At 60.1% G+C, this 19,945-nt stretch carries 23 protein-coding genes; 8 read left to right on the top strand and 15 right to left on the bottom strand.

All coding sequences use genetic code 11. The features are described 5' to 3' along the window. Positions 1–67 precede the first annotated feature (67 nt). On the top strand, positions 68–694 hold the full coding sequence (locus tag HDF16_RS08785) for a TMEM175 family protein (RefSeq protein WP_184215590.1): 627 nt from the start codon (positions 68–70) through the stop codon (positions 692–694). 18 nt (positions 695–712) lie between these two features. After that, on the top strand, positions 713–1,186 hold the full coding sequence (locus HDF16_RS08790; RefSeq protein ID WP_184215592.1) for a YybH family protein: 474 nt from the start codon (positions 713–715) through the stop codon (positions 1,184–1,186). An 81-nt stretch (positions 1,187–1,267) separates the two neighbouring features. Here HDF16_RS08790 and frr read toward each other — a convergent pair whose 3' ends face one another. The 10 genes from frr to dacB form a co-directional block, all read right to left on the bottom strand. After that, on the bottom strand, positions 1,268–1,840 hold the full coding sequence (gene frr / locus HDF16_RS08795) for a ribosome recycling factor (RefSeq protein ID WP_246408901.1): 573 nt from the start codon (positions 1,838–1,840) through the stop codon (positions 1,268–1,270). 111 nt (positions 1,841–1,951) lie between these two features. Continuing rightward, positions 1,952–2,212, bottom strand: coding sequence for a hypothetical protein (locus HDF16_RS08800; protein ID WP_184215596.1), 261 nt, complete (start codon positions 2,210–2,212; stop codon positions 1,952–1,954). A 4-nt stretch (positions 2,213–2,216) separates the two neighbouring features. Continuing rightward, complete coding sequence (gene lipA / locus HDF16_RS08805; RefSeq protein WP_184215598.1) at positions 2,217–3,152, bottom strand: lipoyl synthase; 936 nt, start codon at positions 3,150–3,152, stop codon at positions 2,217–2,219. 13 nt (positions 3,153–3,165) lie between these two features. Continuing rightward, a complete protein-coding gene (locus tag HDF16_RS08810) occupies positions 3,166–3,723 on the bottom strand; it encodes a DUF4199 domain-containing protein (RefSeq protein ID WP_184215600.1) in 558 nt (185 codons plus the stop codon). A 130-nt stretch (positions 3,724–3,853) separates the two neighbouring features. Then, positions 3,854–4,312, bottom strand: a complete 459-nt coding sequence (locus HDF16_RS08815; protein WP_184215602.1) for a helix-turn-helix transcriptional regulator — start codon at positions 4,310–4,312, stop codon at positions 3,854–3,856. 157 nt (positions 4,313–4,469) lie between these two features. Continuing rightward, positions 4,470–4,964, bottom strand: a complete 495-nt coding sequence (locus HDF16_RS08820; RefSeq protein WP_184215604.1) for a DUF4442 domain-containing protein — start codon at positions 4,962–4,964, stop codon at positions 4,470–4,472. Further along, entirely contained in the window at positions 4,961–5,329 is a 369-nt protein-coding gene (locus HDF16_RS08825) for a hypothetical protein (protein WP_184215606.1), read from the bottom strand. The genes HDF16_RS08820 and HDF16_RS08825 overlap by 4 nt, the downstream gene beginning before the upstream one ends. Positions 5,330–5,350: 21 nt before the next feature. Then, positions 5,351–5,704: a c-type cytochrome gene (locus tag HDF16_RS08830; protein WP_348641277.1), complete on the bottom strand. Its 354-nt coding sequence runs from the start codon at positions 5,702–5,704 to the stop codon at positions 5,351–5,353. A 177-nt stretch (positions 5,705–5,881) separates the two neighbouring features. Beyond that, positions 5,882–6,403 (bottom strand): hypothetical protein, encoded by a 522-nt coding sequence (locus tag HDF16_RS08835; protein ID WP_184215608.1) that lies wholly within the window; start codon positions 6,401–6,403, stop codon positions 5,882–5,884. Between the two features lie 69 nt (positions 6,404–6,472). Continuing rightward, positions 6,473–8,077: a D-alanyl-D-alanine carboxypeptidase/D-alanyl-D-alanine endopeptidase gene (dacB, locus tag HDF16_RS08840; RefSeq protein ID WP_184215610.1), complete on the bottom strand. Its 1,605-nt coding sequence runs from the start codon at positions 8,075–8,077 to the stop codon at positions 6,473–6,475. Positions 8,078–8,223: 146 nt separating this feature from the next. Here dacB and folP point away from each other — a divergent pair, with 146 nt between their 5' ends. Then, positions 8,224–9,129 (top strand): dihydropteroate synthase, encoded by a 906-nt coding sequence (gene folP / locus HDF16_RS08845; protein ID WP_246408903.1) that lies wholly within the window; start codon positions 8,224–8,226, stop codon positions 9,127–9,129. Positions 9,130–9,282: 153 nt separating this feature from the next. Here folP and HDF16_RS08850 read toward each other — a convergent pair whose 3' ends face one another. Further along, complete coding sequence (locus tag HDF16_RS08850) at positions 9,283–9,990, bottom strand: YukJ family protein (protein ID WP_184215612.1); 708 nt, start codon at positions 9,988–9,990, stop codon at positions 9,283–9,285. Positions 9,991–10,081: 91 nt separating this feature from the next. On the opposite strand from HDF16_RS08850, the gene rmuC reads away from it, so the two are divergent. The 3 genes from rmuC (at position 10,082) to fabF (ending at position 13,271) form a co-directional block, all read left to right on the top strand. Beyond that, the gene (rmuC, locus tag HDF16_RS08855) at positions 10,082–11,578 is read left to right on the top strand and encodes a DNA recombination protein RmuC (protein ID WP_184215614.1); all 1,497 of its coding nucleotides are present in this window, start codon (positions 10,082–10,084) and stop codon (positions 11,576–11,578) included. A gap of 176 nt (positions 11,579–11,754) precedes the next feature. Beyond that, complete coding sequence (locus HDF16_RS08860) at positions 11,755–12,000, top strand: acyl carrier protein (RefSeq protein ID WP_020715918.1); 246 nt, start codon at positions 11,755–11,757, stop codon at positions 11,998–12,000. Between the two features lie 2 nt (positions 12,001–12,002). Next, positions 12,003–13,271, top strand: coding sequence for a beta-ketoacyl-ACP synthase II (gene fabF / locus HDF16_RS08865; protein ID WP_184215616.1), 1,269 nt, complete (start codon positions 12,003–12,005; stop codon positions 13,269–13,271). A gap of 13 nt (positions 13,272–13,284) precedes the next feature. On the opposite strand, the gene HDF16_RS08870 is transcribed toward fabF, so the two are convergent. Genes HDF16_RS08870 through HDF16_RS08885 form a run of 4 tightly spaced genes read right to left on the bottom strand, consistent with a single transcriptional unit; the run spans position 13,285 to position 16,530 of the window. Further along, positions 13,285–13,860: a cob(I)yrinic acid a,c-diamide adenosyltransferase gene (locus HDF16_RS08870; RefSeq protein ID WP_184215618.1), complete on the bottom strand. Its 576-nt coding sequence runs from the start codon at positions 13,858–13,860 to the stop codon at positions 13,285–13,287. 35 nt (positions 13,861–13,895) lie between these two features. After that, positions 13,896–15,287, bottom strand: coding sequence for a Dyp-type peroxidase (locus HDF16_RS08875; RefSeq protein WP_184215620.1), 1,392 nt, complete (start codon positions 15,285–15,287; stop codon positions 13,896–13,898). Further along, positions 15,280–15,912 (bottom strand): hypothetical protein, encoded by a 633-nt coding sequence (locus HDF16_RS08880; protein ID WP_184215622.1) that lies wholly within the window; start codon positions 15,910–15,912, stop codon positions 15,280–15,282. The genes HDF16_RS08875 and HDF16_RS08880 overlap by 8 nt, the downstream gene beginning before the upstream one ends. A gap of 21 nt (positions 15,913–15,933) precedes the next feature. Then, a complete protein-coding gene (locus HDF16_RS08885; protein ID WP_184215624.1) occupies positions 15,934–16,530 on the bottom strand; it encodes a hypothetical protein in 597 nt (198 codons plus the stop codon). Between the two features lie 179 nt (positions 16,531–16,709). On the opposite strand from HDF16_RS08885, the gene HDF16_RS08890 reads away from it, so the two are divergent. Both HDF16_RS08890 and HDF16_RS08895 read left to right on the top strand, forming a co-directional pair. After that, the gene (locus tag HDF16_RS08890) at positions 16,710–17,072 is read left to right on the top strand and encodes a hypothetical protein (protein ID WP_221312609.1); all 363 of its coding nucleotides are present in this window, start codon (positions 16,710–16,712) and stop codon (positions 17,070–17,072) included. A gap of 70 nt (positions 17,073–17,142) precedes the next feature. After that, entirely contained in the window at positions 17,143–19,911 is a 2,769-nt protein-coding gene (locus HDF16_RS08895) for a TonB-dependent receptor (protein ID WP_184215628.1), read from the top strand. Positions 19,912–19,945: the final 34 nt, after the last annotated feature.

Genomic DNA, 19,945 nt, shown 5'->3' on the forward strand with positions numbered 1-19,945 from the left:
GCGATCTTGCGTACCATCTCCGGGGTAGGCCATGTATGCTACCTGCCAAGCTCTCCACGTAGACACCATGTCAAAAAAGCACGCCACCCCGGCCCGACTCGAAGCCTTCTCCGACGGAGTGATCGCCGTCATCATCACCATCATGGTGCTGGAGTTGAAGGTGCCGGTGCACGATGGATTCGCCGGATTCGCTACCCTGCTGCCGACGTTGGCGATCTATGCGCTCTCGTTCAGCTTCACCGGCGTCTACTGGATCAACCATCACCACCTCGTTCACCGGACCGACCAGGCTGATGAGCGGACTCTCTACGCGAACCTGTTCTTCCTCTTCTGGCTGTCGCTGCTGCCCTTCTTCACCGGCTACCTTCTGGATAAGAAGATGGACTCTTTCTCGGTGCTGCTTTATGTGCTGCTGATGATCATGACCGGAGCGAGCTTCATGTGGCTGCGGCTCACGATTGGGCGGTATCTGCGGGAGACTGGCAGGCTGGAGCAGGAGGATGCGGAGGCCGAGCGGAAGCACTGGATCTCGCTGGGGCTTTATATCGTCGCGGCGCTGTGCAGCTTTCCATATCCGCGCATTGCTCTGGGCATCGTCGCGCTGGTGATGGTGGTATGGGTTTTACCGACTTCAAAGATCGATCCGATCGAACACTGTATCGATGTACATACCGAGAAGCATCAACAGACTTGATTTCATTGAGGTTCCGCCATGCTGTATTGCTGTCTTCGCAAGCTAGCTCTCGCTTCCCTTCTTGCCTTTACCGTGATGTCACCATCGCTGGTGCTCTCGCAGGGTCAATTGAAGACCGCCAGCCAGCAGGAGCTGGATGTGATCAAGGTGCTTCTGAAACAGGAGGCGGCGTGGAACCGTGGCGACATCGATGGGTTCGCCGAAGGCTATAAGGACTCGCCCGACACGCTGTTCATCAACAACCTGATCCAGCGAGGGTTTGAGGGGATGAAGGCGGACTATCACCGCAATTATCCAAACAAGGAGACGATGGGGCAGCTTTCGTTCTCGGAGCTTGAGGTGCACCCGATCGACGAGAAGGTTGCGGTGTGCATTGGGAAGTACAAGATTGAGCGGTCGAAGAAGAACGGCGGGAATGCGGAGAGCATCTTTTCGATGGTGTTCGAGAAGACTGAGGCGGGGTGGAAGATCGTCGTGGCGCATACGACGTAGGGCTATTCGCTTTATCGTCAAACGTGGAGGAGCGGGCCATTGCGGCCCGCTCTCTTCGTTTGGAGCAGGGTTTCGGTCAGATCAGACAGTCATGATCTCTTTTTCTTTGGCCTTGCAGAGATCTTCAATACGCCGAATCTCCTGATCGGTAAGTTGCTGGACTTCGTCGTTAGCGCGCTTCTCGTCGTCGGCAGAGATGAGCTTGTCCTTGGCCGCCTTCTTGATCTGTTCGTTGCCGTCGCGGCGGATGTTGCGGATTGCGGTCTTGTGGTCTTCGAGCGTCTTCTGGAGTTGCTTGACGACGTCCTTGCGGCGCTCCTCCGTCATGGGAGGAACGGGGACGCGGATGACCTTGCCGTCGGTCATGGGATTGAGGCCGACGCTGGATGTGCGGATGGCCTTCTCGATGGCCGAGACCATGGCCAGGTCGTAGGGCTGGACGAGGATCATGGTCGGCTCGGGGGTGCTGATCTGGCCCATCTGCGCGACCGGCGTGTCTGTGCCGTAGTAGTCGACCTTGATCTGGTCGAGCATGTGGACGTTTGCCCGACCGGTGCGCGCAGAGAGGAGATGCGCGCGGAAGTCGTCGACGGACTTTTCCATGCGCGACTTGAGTTCCTGATGTGTGCCCTTGAGAGCTTCGATTGCTGCCATTGCCGATGCCATATTCTTCCGATCCCTTCGCTGGTTGCGCGAACTTGTACGATGCCGTTCTACCGCCTATCAGTTTACGACGATCCCGGGGTGCATTGGATAGTCGCGGGGCTAGGAGTTGTCGGATGGGAGGTTCGAGCCTAGGCCGCGATCAGCTTTCTTTTTCTTTGTGGGGTAGGATTTTTCGGCAGGCGGAGGAGCAAGCGCCGCCTCCACCTGGGCCTCGACGCCGCTCCAGTAGCGGATGTCGGCGGGGCGAGCCGAGGGGACGGTCTGGCGCATGCGGCAGTACCAGAGCGACCACTCGAGCTCCTTCGCGTTCTTGTTCTTGATGGCGGCTTCGATGCGCCGGACTTCGGAGAATGGAGGCATGGGACTACGCCAGCCCCGTTGACTCCGCCTGTTCCTGCGCGTGATAGCTGGAGCGGACCAAGGGGCCGCTTTCTACGTGTTTGAAGCCCATCGCCATAGCTTCGTGCTTGAGGAAGGCGAACTCGTCGGGCGTGTAGTAGCGGGTCATCGGCAGGTGGTCGCGGCTCGGGCGAAGATACTGGCCGATGGTGAGGATGTCGACCTTGCGGTCGGCTAGGTCGCGGAAGACGGCGAGGAGTTCGTGCATCTCTTCGCCCATGCCGACGATGATGCCGGTTTTGGTCACGATGTTTTCGCCAGTCTCGGTGGCGATGGCTTTCGCATTCGCAAGGAAGGCTAGCGAGCGCGGGTACCGGCCGCCGGATTTGGCGACGCGGTAGAGGCGTGGAACTGTCTCGATGTTGTGGTTCAGGATCTCGGGGCGGGCGGCGACGACGAGACGGAGGGCTTCATCGTTGCCCTGAAAGTCCGGAGTGAGGACTTCGACGCGGCAGCCGGGGGCTTGGAGGCGGATTTCCTGAATTACTGAGACAAAAGCCTGCGCTGCGCCGAGGTTATCGTCGTCGCGGTTGACGCTGGTGATGACGGCGTGGGCGAGGCCAAGCTGGGCGACGGCGTAGGCTACGCGACGCGGTTCGTCGAAGTCGATGGGCTCGGGCTTGCCCTTGGGGACGGCACAGAAGCCGCAGCGCCGGGTGCAGAGATTGCCGAGCATCATGAAGGTGGCCGACTTCTGGTTCCAGCACTCGCCGATGTTGGGGCACTGGGCGCTCTCGCAGACGGTGTGCAGGTTGAGCTCGCGCGCCATCTTCTTCAGATTGTGGAAGGTCTCGCCCATCGGGGCCTTAGCCTTGAGCCACTCGGGCTTCTTGGCGGGCTTGCGCGGGCTGAGATCGATCTGGATGAGGTCGGAGGTGGCCTCGGCGGACGGCGGCGTCATGTATCTATTGTAGCTAGTTCGCCAGAGCTTCGGGACTGGCGGCAGCTGACACTCCGTCTTCGGGCTTGCGCCGAAGGATGCCAGCGGTAACCAGGGCCATTACGAGATCGACCGGCAACGGCTCGAGCAGGGTCATGGCCATGCGGTAGATCGGGTTCGAGTACATGACTTCGAAGTCATGGGCTGCGGCGATCTTTGAGTCGAGAGCGGGGCCCTGGAGGCCAGAACTTTGGGCGTGTTTCACCATGCTGACGGCGTAGTCATGAGCGAAGTGCTTTTCGACAGTGGCTACCAGGCCCTCCCACATGGCGACGTAGCAGGCGCAGGAGATCAGCATCATCAGCGTCCCGGCGGCGAGTGCGCGGCCAAAACTGATGACGCCGCCGCACTCAGTGTCGCGGTAGTGTTTGACGCCGACGAAGATGATCAGAAAGCTGAGCACCATGATGGTGTAGCCGAAGACCATGCTCCAGCGAGCGCCGATTTGATGCTCGAGGGGCACGGCGAACCCCATGGGGATGGCCAGGGCTAGACCGCTGAGCAGACCGTACTTCCAAACATTTCTCTTCATAATGATTCTCCTGTTCGCGAGGTGATTGAGCGGCGCGATGTCGTCACCTTGCAGGATATTCGGGTCGCCGCGCGTCATACTTTCGCATGATTTTGCCGAAATCCGCGGATTCATGCCGGAGGGTGATGTTTTATGCGAGCAGGCCGAGTTCCTTGCTGCGCTGGACCGCCTCGGTACGGCGGCGGGCGCCGAGTTTGTCGAAGACGCGGCTGCAGTGCGTCTTGACGGTGTTCTCGCTGACGAAGAGGGCTTCGCCGATCTCGCGGTTGCTGAGGCCGCGGGCGACGTGCTCGAGGATCTCGAGTTCGCGGCGGGTGATGCCGAGGCGCTCGCGGATGTTGTCTTCGGGGGTGGCGCTGGGAGCCGGAGGGGCCGGAGTAGTGATCTCGACGATGCGGTCTACGATCCGTTCCCGGGGAGCGAGGAGTTTGGTCCCGAGCCAGATGCCGGCACCGGCAAAGAGGATTGCGATGAGGACCCCGTAGATCGCTACCGAGTGCTCGAGGACGAGAAAGTGGAACTCAATCCACTGAAGGAGTGCGACGAGGACGCCGCCCACCAACCCGAAGATCAGCACCTGTTTACGCATGCCCCTGCCTTTGGAAGTTGCCTTCCATAGTATCGCTAGGCATATCTCGTCGCAGTATCGTCCTAGTTTGAATGATGTGCTGCGCAAAAAGCAGATTCCCTCCGGGAATGACAAGCAGAGCCAGAGGCCCGGGGAAGTTGGACCTTACCCGCCCCCTTTATCGGCGGCGGGCTTCGTGGACGGAGCGTTTGGCGATGTAAATGGTCTTATCCACCTCGGAGACGACTTTGCCAGCATCATCCTTGACTTCGATGAGGAAGACCGGCTCATAACGCTCCTCAGATTCGAGCGCGGCGCGAACCTCGTCGATCTGGGCTTGGGTCAGGCGGAATTCGGCGCGGACGGTGCCGATGCCGGGGCGCTTGTACCGGATGACGGCGGCCTTATCCCAGACTATGTACTTCGGACCCAGATTTTCCATCAGCATGAGCATGTAGAAAGGATCGGTCATGGCGTAGAGTGAGCCGCCGAAGTGCGCTCCCATCACATTGCGGTTGCGCCAGGTGAGGCGCATCTCGACGTCGATGGCGCGGAAGTCGGGGTCCATACGGGTGACCTTGACACCCGCGCCGAGCAGCGGCGGCCACCAGTGCAGGCGGCGTAGGACGCGAAGACGCCAGATGGCACCGCTGCCCGGCGTGGTGATGCTCATAGCAGGCGCTCGCGGGTCTCGGGGCGTACCAGGTAGAGGAAGAAGACGAGGACGAAGATGCCGCGGACGAGGAAAAAAGTCTGGTGGAACTTCGTGAAGAGGAAGAAGTCGCCTGCACTAAGCAGCAGGCAGCCGGCGCAGACGATGGCCCAGCCCCATTTTCTGAGCCGCAGCAGGCCGAAGATTCCTGCGGCAAGGATCGTGCAAAGCGTGAGGATCGCGTAGCGCGTGGGACCGCCGCCGTAGAAACCCTGCAGACCGGCGTAGACGTTGACCATGGTGAGGAAGATGAGGAACATGCAGATACCTGCGAGGCCGGGAAGCATCTGGCCTTTGGTGGAAGCGCGCTTTACTTCGTCTGCCATTTCAATCTTTCGGATACCGGGTTACAAGGTGTGGAGGTAGGCGAGGATGCCGTCGGCGTCCTGCTGGTCAAGGGTGTTGCCGAGAGCCGGCATCAGGCCGCGGCCGTGCATGATCGTCGCGGTGACGCGCTCGTCGGTAGCGGCAGCTCCGCTGGGCAGAGACGGCTTCTTGAAGACACCGAGCATGGACGGCCCGTGGAGAGAGCCGTCCTTGCGGTCGTAGTGGCAGGCGGCGCAGCGGGATTGAAAGAGATCGTGGCCGTGCGCCTGCTGGGGGTCGAGCTGCGAAAGTGGCATGGGCGGAGGTAGCGTCTTGCAGCCGGCGACTGCGATCGACGCGGCGGCCAGCAATATCAAAGAGGAGAGTTTGCTCACGACTTCTATTTTCGCAGACAGATGTCCTACCGGACGGGCCCGGTACGCCCGGGGTGAGCGCTCACACGCCTTTTTATCGCTTCGCACGGCCCCTCCGTTGGTCAGCTTGCAAACAGCGCGAGCACCAACCGAAGCCCAATACACGTCACGAAGTGACCGCCCCGCGCGTAGCGAGAACTATTTCCTTTTGCCGAAGGCGCGGGGAATGTCGTCGTAGGCCACCATGTAGAGGAAAACGACGGCATCGAGGAAGAGGACCATGGCAACAGTCTGCTGTTCATGCGGCGTTTTGAGGGTGACGACGCCGTCCATTCGATCGGCGAAGAAGCGATGACCCCAGATAACCAGCATGAAGCCGGTGCTGACGATGAGGCTGCGCCGCGCCCAAGGCTTCAGACGCCAGAGGCCGAAGCCGACGAAGCCGACGAAAAGGCCGGCTATGGGCAGGAGGAATCCGTGCGTGTCGCGGCCGTGGGCTGCAACGTAGAGAAGGAATGGGAGGAGCGGCATGGAATGGATGGCATCGGGAACGAACTGAAGCAGGGCTGCTACTCCCAGGAGGAAAGCCGCCTTAACGAACTGGAAGTGGGCGATGACTGTGACCGGAAAGGGCCGCTCGATCTCCGGATCGAATCCCGGATGGATCGACAGGTAGCGTAGCTGACCCGTGTATTGATAGCGCTCCTTTCCGGTCCCCATATCGGGCTAGCGTACCTGCTGGGCAGGCGGCGGCCAATAACGCAAAGGAGGCATCGAGAGGACCGGGGATTATTCGGCGGCGGCGATGGTGGCAACAATTTTGTCCATCACGTCGCGGTCGGAGGAGGTGGTGGGGTCGTGGTTGCCGACGAGGATGGAGAAGATGACGGTGCGGCCGCTGGCGCAATCGAGATAGCCAGATAAGGCGCGTGCTTCGCCGAGTGTGCCGGTCTTCGCGAAGACGTGGCCTTTGAGTGGAGCAGTGGTGAAGCGGTGTTCGAGCGAGCCATCTACGCCGCCGATGGGCAAGGAGGCTTTGTAGTCAGCGAACCAGGGTTGTTTGGTGGCGAACTGCAGGAGCCTGGCGATGGCGCGGGGGGTGACGAGGTCGTGGCCGCTCATGCCGGAGCCGTCGTAGAAGATGAAGTCGTTGGGGTCGACGCCGGCTTGAACGGCGAAGGCGCGGATGACTCGGGCTCCCTGGGCGGTTGAGCCGTCGTTGACGACGGCTGCGCCGAGTTGGTGAAGGAGGAGTTCGGCGTGGAGATTCTGGCTGACTTTGTTGGTGACAGTGATGTCTTCTTCGACTGAGACGGAGGTGTGGGAGGCAATGAGTCTGTCCTCGGGAAGAGTCTTGGGATCGCAGTGATCGCAAGCGTAACTTGTTAGACCAGAGCCTCGCCCATGACCTGTGAGACCGGAGATATCCAGCCCTTTTACGGGTTCGTGAGCGACTTGCTGGAAGCTGCCAGTTGCGGCAGGAAGGCGGTGCTCGGCGCGGGCAGTGCCGGTGACGGAGATGCTGCGGGCTTCGAGCATGGCTTTGAGGGCGACGGCGGCGTACTCGGCGGGATCGGCAATGGCGATCTCTTCAACATCAGCCGGCGAGTCGACGGCTATCGAGCCGTATATACGGAGGAGCTTTGAGCCGAGGGCGCGTTCGAACTCGATGTGGCTGGGAGATTTTGCACGGCCAGTTGTCAGGTTTGAGGTGTCGAGGGTGTAGTAAGGGACGGCGGGGTCGAGGGTGACGGTGGGCGGGGTGCCGGGAAGTGCGGCTGGAGTGACGGTGGCTTTGAACTGGTTGTCGGTGATGGTGAGGGCGGAGACGGGAGCGCCGTACCCCCAGACGAGATCGTCGACGGACCAGTCGATGGGATAGGGTTCCCAGGGGAAGAGGGTATCGTCGCCGACGATGTCGCCGTTGATGGTCTTGAGGCCGGATTTGGCGACGGTGTCGGCCATCCCTTCGAGATAACGAAGGGCCGGGGCGAGCGTTGGCTTCTCGCGTGGGGGCGTAACGTAGGGGATCGGTCGGCCGGAGAGGTTAGCGTCGCCGTCGCCGATGATGACCAGGTTACCTACCAGAGATTCGGCGCCGGTGAAGTGGCCTTTGCCGACGATGCGGGTCTCGAAGGTGTCGTGATTTAGCAAAGCGAGGGCGGTGGCTGTGGTGAAGAGCTTGGCGTTGCTGGCGGGCTGGAAGAGCTTCTTCTCGTTCAATGCGTACAGCGGGGCGCCGTCGAGCGTGGTGACCATGATGCCCCAGTTGGCGCGGGCCACAGCGGGGCCGGACGTGAGGGTGGCGATGGTGGTCGGGAGGTCCTGCGCGGGCGCTTGGATGGCGGAGAGGGAGAGCGCGAGGATGAGGGCGCGGAGGGATGCCGGGGGCATGGGCGAAGTCTAGCATTCGAGGGCCGGGCGAAGAGTACGGTTCGCGCATTCGCTCGGATGTCCCACCCATGCGGTGAGACTGCATGGATGAGGCACGCGGATTTGTGTCTACCGGACAACTGGCTGCTGACAACTAGAATTGATGGATGCCGCTGACTCCTCGTACTCGTTTTGAATGGCAGCTTCGTACGCTCTCGATTGCGCTAGGTGTTGAGACGAAGATCATGGGGATTCTGAATGTCACGCCTGATTCGTTCTCGGATGGCGGGCGGTTTGTTGTGGTAGAGGCGGCGATGGAGCGGGCGTTGGAGATGCTGGACGAGGGGGCGCACATTCTTGATGTTGGCGGCGAGTCGACGCGGCCGAATGCGGTGCCGATTTCTGCGGATGAGGAGCAGGCGCGGGTGCTGCCGGTGATCGAGGCGATTCTGATGGAGCGGACGGACGCGGTGATCTCAATCGACACATTTCACGCGGCGACGGCTCGGCGAGCGGTCGCCGCTGGCGCTGAGATTGTGAACGATGTGAGTGGATTTACGTGGGACTCCGCGATGGCGCAGATCTGCGGCGAGATGGGCTGCGGCGTGGTGTTGATGCACACGCGAGGGAGGTCGCAGCAATGGGCTTCACTGCCTGCGATTGCTAAGGATGACGTTGTGCCGATGGTGCTGACCGGGCTGGGGGAGTCGATCTTAGCTGCGCAAATGGCGGGCGTGGCGAACGACAGGATCGTGGTTGATCCGGGATTCGGCTTTGGCAAGAAGTGCGACGAGAACTACTCGCTGCTGGCGGGATTGGAGGAGCTGCGCCAGCTTGGGCTGCCGGTGTTGAGCGGGACTTCGCGGAAGGGATTTCTCGGGGCTTCGTTGAAGCATCTGTACGACGGAGAACCCGCCCCGTTGAGCGAACGGGTGAACGCTACAACGGCGGCGAATGTTGCGAGCGTGCTGGCGGGCGCGCATATTCTGCGGGTGCATGATGTGCGGGCAGCGGTGGAGTCGGCGGCGATCGCGGATGCGATTCTGGCGGCGGCGGCAGTGGTCGCGGGATAGCGGTTCCGTGGAGGAAATCCCACATCTCAGAAGCAAGATGTGGGGCACCCGGCGAAGGTCGCGGGAGAAAAGGTCCGAACAGTTGTGGGTGTGCGGGCAGCATGGCGGGTCCTTCGACTGCGGCTCGCGCGATGAGACCGCGAGAGCCTTCGCTCAGGATGACGGATATTCGTATATCAGACCGGCTCGAGCTGGATTGCCGCTGGCATCGGTGTTCCAGCTTTGCGTCTGGAAGGCGATGAAGATCGCTGTCCACGTCTGTTTCGCAGGCAGGTGTATGAAGAGTGCGCCGTCCTGCCAGATGCCGTTGTCGCCGCCGTGGTTCTTCAGGGGATTGCCCTGGTTCATGTGGATGTCGTGGATGCCGTCGATCCTGCCGGAATCGGCAAAGGCGCTGCCGAAGGCGTAGATGACGCCGCTCTTGTCGGCGATGGTCATGTCGAGGAGGGTGGTGACGGCGTTCTTCAGAGCGGCTGCGCGGGCCTTGTTGATCATGACCGCCTCGGCGGTCGCGCCTTTGGCGGGCTTCTGCAGTTTGGGGAGCAAGGTCATCTCTTCTCTTGTGATCATGGGCTCGCCGTCGATTTCGCTGCGGACGAAGTCGAGAGCGAGGCCGTTTGGCGCTGACGGCAGAGGGTGCATGCCGAGAGGTAGAGCGGTGAGCGCGTCGGGGTCTGGCGGGGTGAAGTCTTCCTTGATGGCGTAGAGGACTTCGGAGCCGTCAACTGACTCGATGTTGACGGCGACAGTGAAGGGGCCCCCTGCACCATTCATGGTGATCTGGTAATGAGTGCTCTTGCCGGTGACGACCTTGCCCGAGGTTGGGTCTCCGGCGAGGACGCTGTAGTTTGTGATCGGCATGGAATCTCCTGCCAGCATTCTTGCAGGATTCGCCGGTGCTGAGCGCGTTCCGCAGGTGTCGATGCTATTCTTTTGGCGAAGGAAAAACGAAATGAATCCGCTCGTGCTCGCCGAACTCGTCTTGCCGCTCCTGATCCTGATTGCGGTCGTAATACTGCTTGTTCGCAAGCCGGAGACACCGCTTACGGACACGCGATTGTTGCAACTGCCGGATCAGTTGACGCGCGTGGACGCCCGGGCCGATGCGCTGGACAGGCACTTCCGCGAAGAGCTTGAAGCGCTGCGGAGTACGCTGGCGACCGAGGCTCAGCGCAGCCGTGAGGCGAGCGCGGCAGATGCGGTTGCGTTGCGGAAAGAGGTGTCAGCGAGCATCGCGCTGCTGGGCCAGACTTTGAACACGGGGCTGAATAGTTTCCGTGGTGACAACAAGGAATCGGCTGAAGCGCTGCGGGCGGCGGTGGAGAAAAATCTGGAGGCGATCTCGCAGCGGCTGTCGGGCTTTATCGCAGATGCGAATCGCGACCAGATGACGGCGCGAACGGCCCTGGATACGCGGCTGAATGAGCTTTCTGGCTCGGCGTTGGCGCAGCAGGAGAAGCTGCGTTTGACAGTTGAAGAGCGGCTGGACAAGCTGAACGAGACCAACGCCGCGAAGCTTGAAGAGATGCGAGTCACGGTGGATGAGAAGCTGCATGCGACTTTGCAGACGCGGCTGACGGAGTCGTTTGGGCAGGTGACAAAGCATTTGGGTGACGTTCAGAAAGGCCTGGGCGAGATGAAAGAGCTGGCGACCGGCGTTGGCGATCTCAAAAAGGTGCTTTCAAACGTAAGCCGCCGTGGTGGAGTCGGCGAGTTTTTAGTGGCTCAACAGCTTGAGCAAATGTTCTCCCCTGAACAGTACCTGAAACAGGTCAACATTAAGCCAAACACGGGCGAAGCCGTGGATTTTGCACTCAAGTTTCCCAGCGGACAGCTAGGCGATTCAGTCCTTCTCCCCATAGACTCCAAATTTCCAACGGCCGATTGGGAGCGGCTCGAACATGCTCATGACCACGGGACATCTGAAGAGATTGCGCTTGCGGTGAAAGCCTTTGAACGCGCCATTCGCGTCCAGGCGAAGAGCATCTGTGACAAATACATCGATCCCCCTGTGACGATGCCGCATGCGATTATGGTGGTGCCTACGGAAAGCCTCTATGCAGAGGTAGTACGCCGCCCTGGTCTGCAGGCAGAAATCCAGACGCAATTCCACGTCACAATCGCGGGGCCTTCGACATTCATGGCGATTCTGACGAGCTTCCAGATGGGCTTTCAGTCACTTAAGCTCGAGAAGAAGGGCCACGAGATACGCAACCTTCTATCTCAGGCGAAGACTCAGTTCGGCAAGTTTGGCGACCTCTTGGGAACGATGGAGACGCACATCGGACGGGCACAGGGCACGCTTCAAGATCTGGGAGTGAGAAGCCGAGCAATCAATAAAGCACTCAAAAACATTGAGAGCCTTCCAGCCTCTGTCGGGGAAGCTACAAACGCAATCGAATTTGAAGACAGAATTCTTCCCCTTCTTGCTGCCACTGACGAAGAATAAGTCGAGTCTCCGGCCTCCGGCGTGCGTCTATTACAGGGGAATCCAACCTCAGATTGACCCACGGCATCGCCACTTTGCTTTACACTCACCTAGGCGCTCGGTATCCTTGAGATTCGGGCTTTCGCGGCAGGCTCCGCACCCATTCAGTTTTGTTTTAGAGAAGACAGGAGAAATTCATGGCAGCAGTAGACGAGAAGGTCAAACAGATTATTGTCGAACAGCTTCAGGTGGATGAGGCTGAAGTCACCCCCGGCGCGAGTTTCCAGGAAGACCTCGGCGCGGACTCTCTCGACGTAGTTGAGCTGGTAATGCAGTTCGAAGAAGCCTTCGACATCCAGATCCCGGACGAAGACGCCGAGAAGATCAAGACGGTCAAGGACGCAGTCGACTACATCGAAAAGAACCAGAAGGCGGCAAAGTAACAATGCAATCGCAGCAACCTTACGTGCAGCGGCGCGTCGTTGTAACCGGTATCGGGCTTGTCTGCGGCGTGGGCAAGACCGCTCCCGAGGTCTGGGAGGGTCTGCTTGCGGGCCGCAGCGGCATGGCAGAGATCAAGGCCTTCGACCTTACGGGCCACCCTGTTCGGTTCGCCGCAGAGGTGAAGGATTTTGACCCTCTTCTCTTCATCGAGAAGAAGGAGGCCCGCAAGATGGGCCGCTTCATTCACTTCGCGATCGCGGCGTCGGATGAGGCGATGAAGCACGCCGGGCTAGTGATCACGGCCGAAAATTCGGAGCGGGTTGGCGTTCATATCGGCTCCGGTATCGGCGGGTTCGATGTTATCGAGCGGGAGCATTCCAACTTCCTGGCGGGCGGCCAGCGAAAGATATCCCCCTTCTTTATCCCGGGTTCTATCATCAACCTCGCTGCCGGGCATGTGTCGATCCGCTTCAACGCTCGCGGGCCGAACGAGGCCACGGCGACTGCCTGCACCTCAAGCGCACACTCGATTGGCGATGCTTTCCGCATCATCCAGCGGGGCGACGCCGACGCGATGATCGCTGGCGGCACCGAGGCAGCGATTACGCCGATGGGCGTAGGTGGATTTGCCGCGATGAAGGCGCTCTCCACGCGCAACGAAGATCCGGAGCATGCCTGCCGTCCGTGGGACAAGGACCGCGACGGATTTGTCGTGGGCGAAGGCGCGGGCATCCTGATCCTCGAAGAGTTGGAGTTTGCGAAGGCGCGGGGTGCGAAGATTCTTGCCGAAGTAGTTGGCTACGGCATGTCGGCCGACGCTTTCCACATGACTGGCATGGCTCCTGAAGGCGAAGGCTGCTTTCGGGCGATGAATGCCGCTCTGAAGGTCGCCGCTATTTCGCCTGACAAGATCGACTACGTGAACGCGCACGCTACTTCGACTCCCTTGGGCGATGCCCTGGAGTCGCAAGCGATCGAGAACGTCTTTGGCGAACGAGCGAAGAACCACAAGCTTCTGGTGAGTTCCACCAAGTCCATGACCGGCCACCTGTTGGGTGGGGCGGGCGGACTCGAAGCGGGCATCACCGTTATGGCGATGCTGAACCAGATCGCTCCACCAACGATGAACATCGAGGAAGTCGATCCAGCTTGCCGGCTGAACTACGTGCCGAATAAGCCGCAGGCGGCGAAGATTGACTATGCGCTGTCGAACTCGTTCGGGTTCGGCGGAACGAATGGTTCACTGATCTTCAAACGCTGGGCCGAGTAAAGCAGCATTACGACTACCAGGCGCGGGAGAAGTTTGGCCCACCCTTGGTATCGTCCCGGAGCCTCGCATCGACTCCAGCACGAACTTCGATCAATCTTCCAAATAACCAGATCACGTCCGACAGGCGGTTCAGGTACGCGAGCACGTCTACGTCCACCTCTTCCCCGCTCTCCATCAAACGTACGGATGCCCGTTCCGCACGGCGGCAGATGGTTCGCGCGACCTCGTAGGCAGCGGACTCTCGGTGCGCTCCGGGCAGCGACCAGTCGGCAAGAATGCTTGGGGTCGCTTCAATCTTGTAGACAAGTTCGGTGAGTTTTGTGGCGTCCTCGATGAGGGTGATGGGAGTGCCTCTGCGCTTTTCGGGATCAGAGGCGAGGCTACCGCCGACGCGGAAGAGGGTCTTCTGAATCTCTTCGGTCCATGCGGCGATCTCGGCGTCGGTGCAGATGCTGCGGGCGAAGCCGAGGGACGAGTTCAACTCGTCCACTGCGCCATAGGCTTCGACACGGTCGTCTGCCTTCGAGACGCGGGTTCCGCCAGCGAGAGCTGTACTGCCGGCGTCGCCGGTCTTGGTTGCGATGCTCATCGATTGCTCCTGCTCTATCCTCGCATCCTCAAGGCTCAGCGGGGGTCGACAAGATCCATGGCAAGCATTCCTAGGGCGGTGATGCTGGGCAGGAAGAAGTATTCTCCGCCCTTCAATTCGACAAAGTTCGGAAGCTTGCTGCAGATCATAGGCGGGTTTGCGGCGGTGGCGTCGCCCTGGATGGCAAACTTGCCGTGACCGCCATGGTTGCCGAGTAGCGGGTCTTTATCGTTGCCGAGGTGGTTATCGTTGCCGTATTCGATCCACTGCTGCTGTACGAACTCGAACTGGCGGGAGATGCTGGCGTTGAGGACCATAAAGACGATGCCGCGATCTTCCGTGTCCGAGACGGGCTGGCCGTCGGGGACGTATCGGCCGTAAGGGAGGCCGCGGCGGGTGATGCGGCGGCGATTGACGAGGCCGCCTTTGAAGCCGAAGGAGTCGCGCGGATTGACGCGGCGAAGGTGCGCTCCCATGGGACAACGGGTGCCTTCAGGGTCGCCGGAATAGGTGAAGTTCGTGCTCTGGTCGGGATCTTTGACGATGGCTTGGTTCTCATAATTCGGCGAGAGTTCGAGCGGTGTGCCGTCTTTCCAGCGGCCGATGAATTTGGCTTCAAGCTTGGCCTTTCCGCCGGTGTAGAACTTAGCTTCGTGGTCGATGTACGCGCGAAAGGCGGCGACGTTCTGCTTCAGCTTGCGGTAGACCATGAAGGTGCCGTTGCTGGCGAGGAGGTGCGGCATTGGAGCGACGGGGAGCTCTCCGGCCTCATCTGCGTAGCCGAGCAGGAGCTCGCCGGTTGCGAGGGGTTCCCAGGATTTGCCATCCTTGGCGAGCTTGCCGTGGCCGGGTTGCGATTTGCGGTCGACTCCGACATAGTCGGGGTTACCGAAACCGTCGGTGTAGCCGAAGTGCTCGATGGTGCTGGCACCGCCGTCCACGACGATGGCGGCGGCGTCCTGATGGCCAAGCTCTCTGGCTCCGCCGGTCTTTTCGATCAAATCGGTCAATTCCGCGTGGCAGGCATCGATGTCGGCGGGAGTCTGGCCGTTGATGGCGACCCACGCGTGGACGTGACCGCTATGCCACATCTCGTCCCAGTTTTTCGGGGCATTGATGCCGGTGTCGCCAAGGATCTCCGAGCGGGCTTTCATGCCCTCCTGGAACTCGACAGGAAAGGTGAGGAGCGTCGCTGCGGGCAGCTTAAGAGCTGCTAATCCCCGGTGCGATAAGGCGATGTTCAGGGTGCTGGAAGGTTTGCCGTTGTCCCAGCACTGGCCGGTCGTGATGCGGCCCAGAAGTTCATGCAGCAGGGCGCGGGTGTGTTTTGGGTCTTCGGCGAAGTGCAGGAAAAGGTAGCGCGCGAAGGGCAGGTTATATCCACGGAGGGTGAAGCCCTGGATGTCGGTTACGTTGAGTTTACTCATTGCGGCCACCCGTCTTGATTCCACGAGGATGCGATACCGCTGCGGGCAGCGGAGTCGGCATTGCCTTCAGTCTCGCGGAGAATTTGAGGAATTCTCTCTGGAGTTCCGGGGCGGGGGTGCCACGGTGCTTCGCGATAAAGTCGGCGACGGCCCGTTGGGTCTGGAGTGCGGTGAGCGTCTGGGTCAGCGACTTGTCGTTGACGGCGGCGAAGTAAAAGGTAGTTTCGAGCTGGCAGGACTTCATGTAGGTGAGGAACTTGTCGAGATTGGCGGTGCCTGGGTAGCCGACGCAGTGGCTCCAGATGGCGTTGATCTGGTCGGGGACGGTCTTGGCAAGGGCGACCAGGTAGCGGTCGAGATCGCCGTCGAAGTTGGCCTCCCAGATGAGGTATTTGAACTTCAGGTGCTCCTCGCTGGAGGGCATGCCGACGTAGATGACGTCGTCCATGACGGCGAGACGGGTGAGGTGGGTGTAGGGCGCGAGGGCAAAGGGGCCCTTGCAGTCAGTGGGCAGATTGGCTAGATACTCGCGGATCTGGAGATCGTGCGAGGGCGTGGCGCTCTCGTCGTCGATGATCGGCGAGAGGATCGTGAGGCCGTATAAACTTCCGCTCTGGTTGGGCATGATCTTCTTCCGAAATGAGTTTTAGAAGACGACGGGCGGTTCGCCCGTCTCTCCAAGGTGCGACTGAACCTGCAGCATGAATTTCAGATAGGCGGCTTCGAACTCACGCGGGGTGCAGGTCGCGGTAGTGGCGTCGAGTTGGTCGAAGGACGCCTGGACAATATGCGCAGCCTTAAGGTCGTTCGCGGTCGCGTGGGGGTAGGCAGTGTAGTAGTAGTCGGTGTCGAACTGGACGCGGGAGATGTACTCCTTGAACGGGGTCACAGGGACAGAGCCGGGGAACTTTTCGCTCCACATCCAGATGAGGTTCAGCCCCTGGAAGAGGACGGCGGAGAAGGCGTCGATGTACTGGTTCCAGGTGCCGTTGAAGTTCGAGAAGAAAAGGAGGTAGTCGTAGCGAAGCTCTTCGGCGTCCATCCGTTCGTCGGGGCGTGGGAAGCTCTTGCGAGGGACGATGACCCAACGGGCGAACTCGATGAAGGAGAGGTTGATGAGGTCCTGCTGCTTGGACTTGATGGCACCGAGCAGGAAGAAGATCAGCCGCAGAAACCATGTCTTCCATGGCTTCATGGGGGTGACGACATTCATGGCGTAGACTTTGCCGTTGATGTTGCTCATGCCGCTCCAGTTCACCGCAGACGTGGCCGGGTGTCACAGATTCGAAAGATCGGGCCCGTGAAGCAGTGCAGGGGTACGGAGGATCGTTACAGCTCAGCAGTTAGAAAACGCGGCGAAGTGCTTCTTTATGAACGGCGAAATCATAGCATCGAGGCGGCGCGGGGATGAACGCGGTACCCATGCGATATATTTACTTTAGAGTGATCCTTAGTCTGCCAAAGTCGCGCTTGTCTTCGCACAGGTCTTCGCATAAGCCGAGGCGCTGGGGAGTCCTCCTCGGCCTGCTTTGCATTGCGCTGGTGCTTCTTGGCGGAACGCTCCAGGTTGCGCACACGCACACGGGCGGCGATCTTTCGCACTCGGACTGTTCGCTTTGCGTGACGGCCCACGTCGTCGCTCAGATTGTCAGCAACCCGATTCCGGTTCCAGCGGAGCTGGCAGTCGCCGCCGCACCGACCTTCAAGGCCGCGCCGCACCCGGTAAGAGTCTCGGTATTCGCCCTGTTTACCCGCCCCCCGCCTGCCGTTTCAACACTCGCCTAGCAGTTTTTGGTTTCGGGTTTTGAATCAGCAGGTTCCATAGCGGTACGTCCATCGTACAAAGGGGTAGTGCATGAACACGTCCATCCGGCGCGTCGCATTCGCAGCATTTCTCGCAGCATTTTCTGTTTTCTTGGCGCAGGATCTCCTCTCGCCGTCTCTCCTGGCACAGTCAGCCGGCAACTCCGGGACCATTACAGGCACGGTTACAGACGCCACCGGCGCGGTCGTTCCCGGAGCGAGCGTCTCCGTCGTGAACGCGGTCAGCGGCCTTAGCCGAACCGCGATCACCGATGCCGCCGGGCACTTCCAACTCTCGAACATTCCGCAAAATCCTTATCATCTGACGGTCACGCTGGCGGGCTTCGCTCCTTACTCGCGAGATGTTTCGGTTCGTTCCCTGGTGCCTGTCGCTGCAAACATCGTGCTGCAAGTGGGTACGTCTTCGACGGTGGTGAATGTCGACGCGGGCGACCTGCTTGAAGGCGACTCTATGATGCACACGGACGTGGACCGCGACCTGTTCAACAAGCTGCCGCTCGAGAGTGCATCGTCGTCGCTGAGTTCACTGGTGACGCTGGCTTCGCCGGGTGTCGCGGCAGACTCGAATGGTCTCTTTCACGGGCTGGGCGATCATGCTTCGAACTCGTTCTCGATCGATGGTCAACCGATCACCGACCAGCAGAGCAAGGTCTTTTCGAACCAGCTTCCGTCGAACTCGGTCCAGTCGCTGGAGGTGATTTCCGGTGCTCCGCCGGCTGAGTATGGCGGCAAGACTTCGCTGGTGATCCAGGTGACGACGCGGTCCGGGCTGGGCATCAATAAGCCGACAGGAAGCGTGACGACTTCTTATGGGGCGTTTGGGTCGTCGACTGGGTCGGTGGACCTTAGCTACGGTGGGGCAAAGTGGGGCAACTTCATCGAAGTGGACGGTCTGGATACCGGACGGTTTCTCGATCCTGCGGAGTTTGCCGTGTTCCACGACAAGGGCAACGAGCAGAACCTCTTCGACCGCGTGGATCGCCAGTTGACCACGAAGGACTCGGTTCATCTGAACTTTAACCTGAGCCGCTCGTGGTTCCAGAATCCGAACTCCTACGACAACCTGAACGTGCAGAATGTGGTCGGCGGCGGGGCGGGCAACAGCCCGGTCTTCGGCGGGGTGGGCGATACTGATCAGCGTTCGAAGATCGTCACCTTCAACATCGCTCCGACTTACACGCGGATTACCGGCGCGGATTCGGTCTTCAACTTCGGGCCGTTCGTGCGCCGCGACGGCTACAACTACTATCCGAGCGGCAACCCGTTGGCCGATCTGGGGCCGATCCAGAATGAGTCGATCGCGCAGCAGCGATCGCTGCTTAACGCAGGAGTTCACACGGATTTCTCCTACGTGAAGGGCATCCACAACATCAAGGTGGGCGCGCTCTATCAGCACACCTTCCTGAATGAGAACGACAGCCTGGGCATCGTGAATGCGACGTTCAATGCTCCGTGTCTCGACGAGAACAACGCGCCAGTTGCGGGATACAACAGCACGGCACAGTGCCAGGGTGCGAACCCGAACACGGCAGACAATCCGAATGCGACGAATCCGTTCCTGCCGGTGCTTTTGCCGTATGACCTGACGCGTGGTGGAAGTCTGTTTACGTACCACGGCCATACAGACGTGAAGGAATTGGCACTCTACATCCAGGATCAGATCAAGACCGGTAACTGGCTGTTCAACGTTGGCATTCGCGGCGACCTTTACAACGGACTGACCAAGGCGAGCCAGGCAGAGCCCCGGCTGGGCGTGGCTTATACGATCAAACAGACGAATACCGTGCTGCGTGCTTCTTATGCTCGGACGCTGGAGTCTCCGTTCAACGAGAACCTCGTACTCTCAAGCCAGGGCTGCGATAACGCTGTACTTTCGCCACTCCTGCTCTGCACTCCCGGAGTTTCAGGAACACTGCAGCCGGGGTTCCGCAACGAATTTCATGCGGGGCTGCAACAGGCGTTCGGCAAGAACTTCGTCTTCAGCGGCGACTACATCTGGAAGTACACGCACAACGCGTTCGACTTCAGCACGCTGGGCAATACGCCGATCACGTTTCCGATCGACTGGCACAACTCGAAGATCCCCGGATTCGCCCTGCGGGCTGACGTTCCGAACTTTCACAACGTCTCGGCATTCGTCGTGATGTCTTCAGTCGCGGCGCGGTTCTTCCCGCAGCAGGTTGCGGGAGCCGGAGCGACGGTTGGCCAGAGTGGATTCCCGTTCCGCATCGATCACGACGAACGGTTCAACCAGACCACGCATGCTCAGTATCAGCTCCCGAAGAAGTTCGGAAAGATCGAGGCTCCTTGGTTCGGCATCAACTGGCGCTATGACTCGGGTCTGACAGCGGGATCGGTTCCCTGCTTCAATCCCACCGGAGCGAACAGCCCGTGCGGCGGCGTGGCACTGAACGGCCAGAACTACATCGACCTGAGCGGGCTAACGGCTGACGAGCAGTTCCAGGCCGGGTTGACCTGTGGAGGGGTGAAGGCGACTCCGACAGCAGGGCTAGGGGATCTTTGCCTGGCAAACCAATTGACCTCGCAACTGGTCAAGATTCCGGCGCCGGGCACGGAGGATGACGACAAGAATCCGCCGCGGATCGCGCCACGGAATCTCTTCGATGCTTCGCTGGGGCAGGACAATCTGCTGGGCGGCGATCGCTACAAGTGGAGTCTTCGTCTGACTGCGGTGAATATCACCAACAAGTACGCGCTGTATAACTTCCTTTCGACGTTCAGCGGAACGCACTACGTGACGCCACGTTCTATGACGGCTGAGGTCGGGTTCCACTTCTAGCGCTGAAGTCGATTAGAAGGAATGAGTCGATGGG

The sequence above is a fragment of the Granulicella aggregans genome, assembly GCF_014203275.1.
GTDB lineage: Bacteria > Acidobacteriota > Terriglobia > Terriglobales > Acidobacteriaceae > Edaphobacter.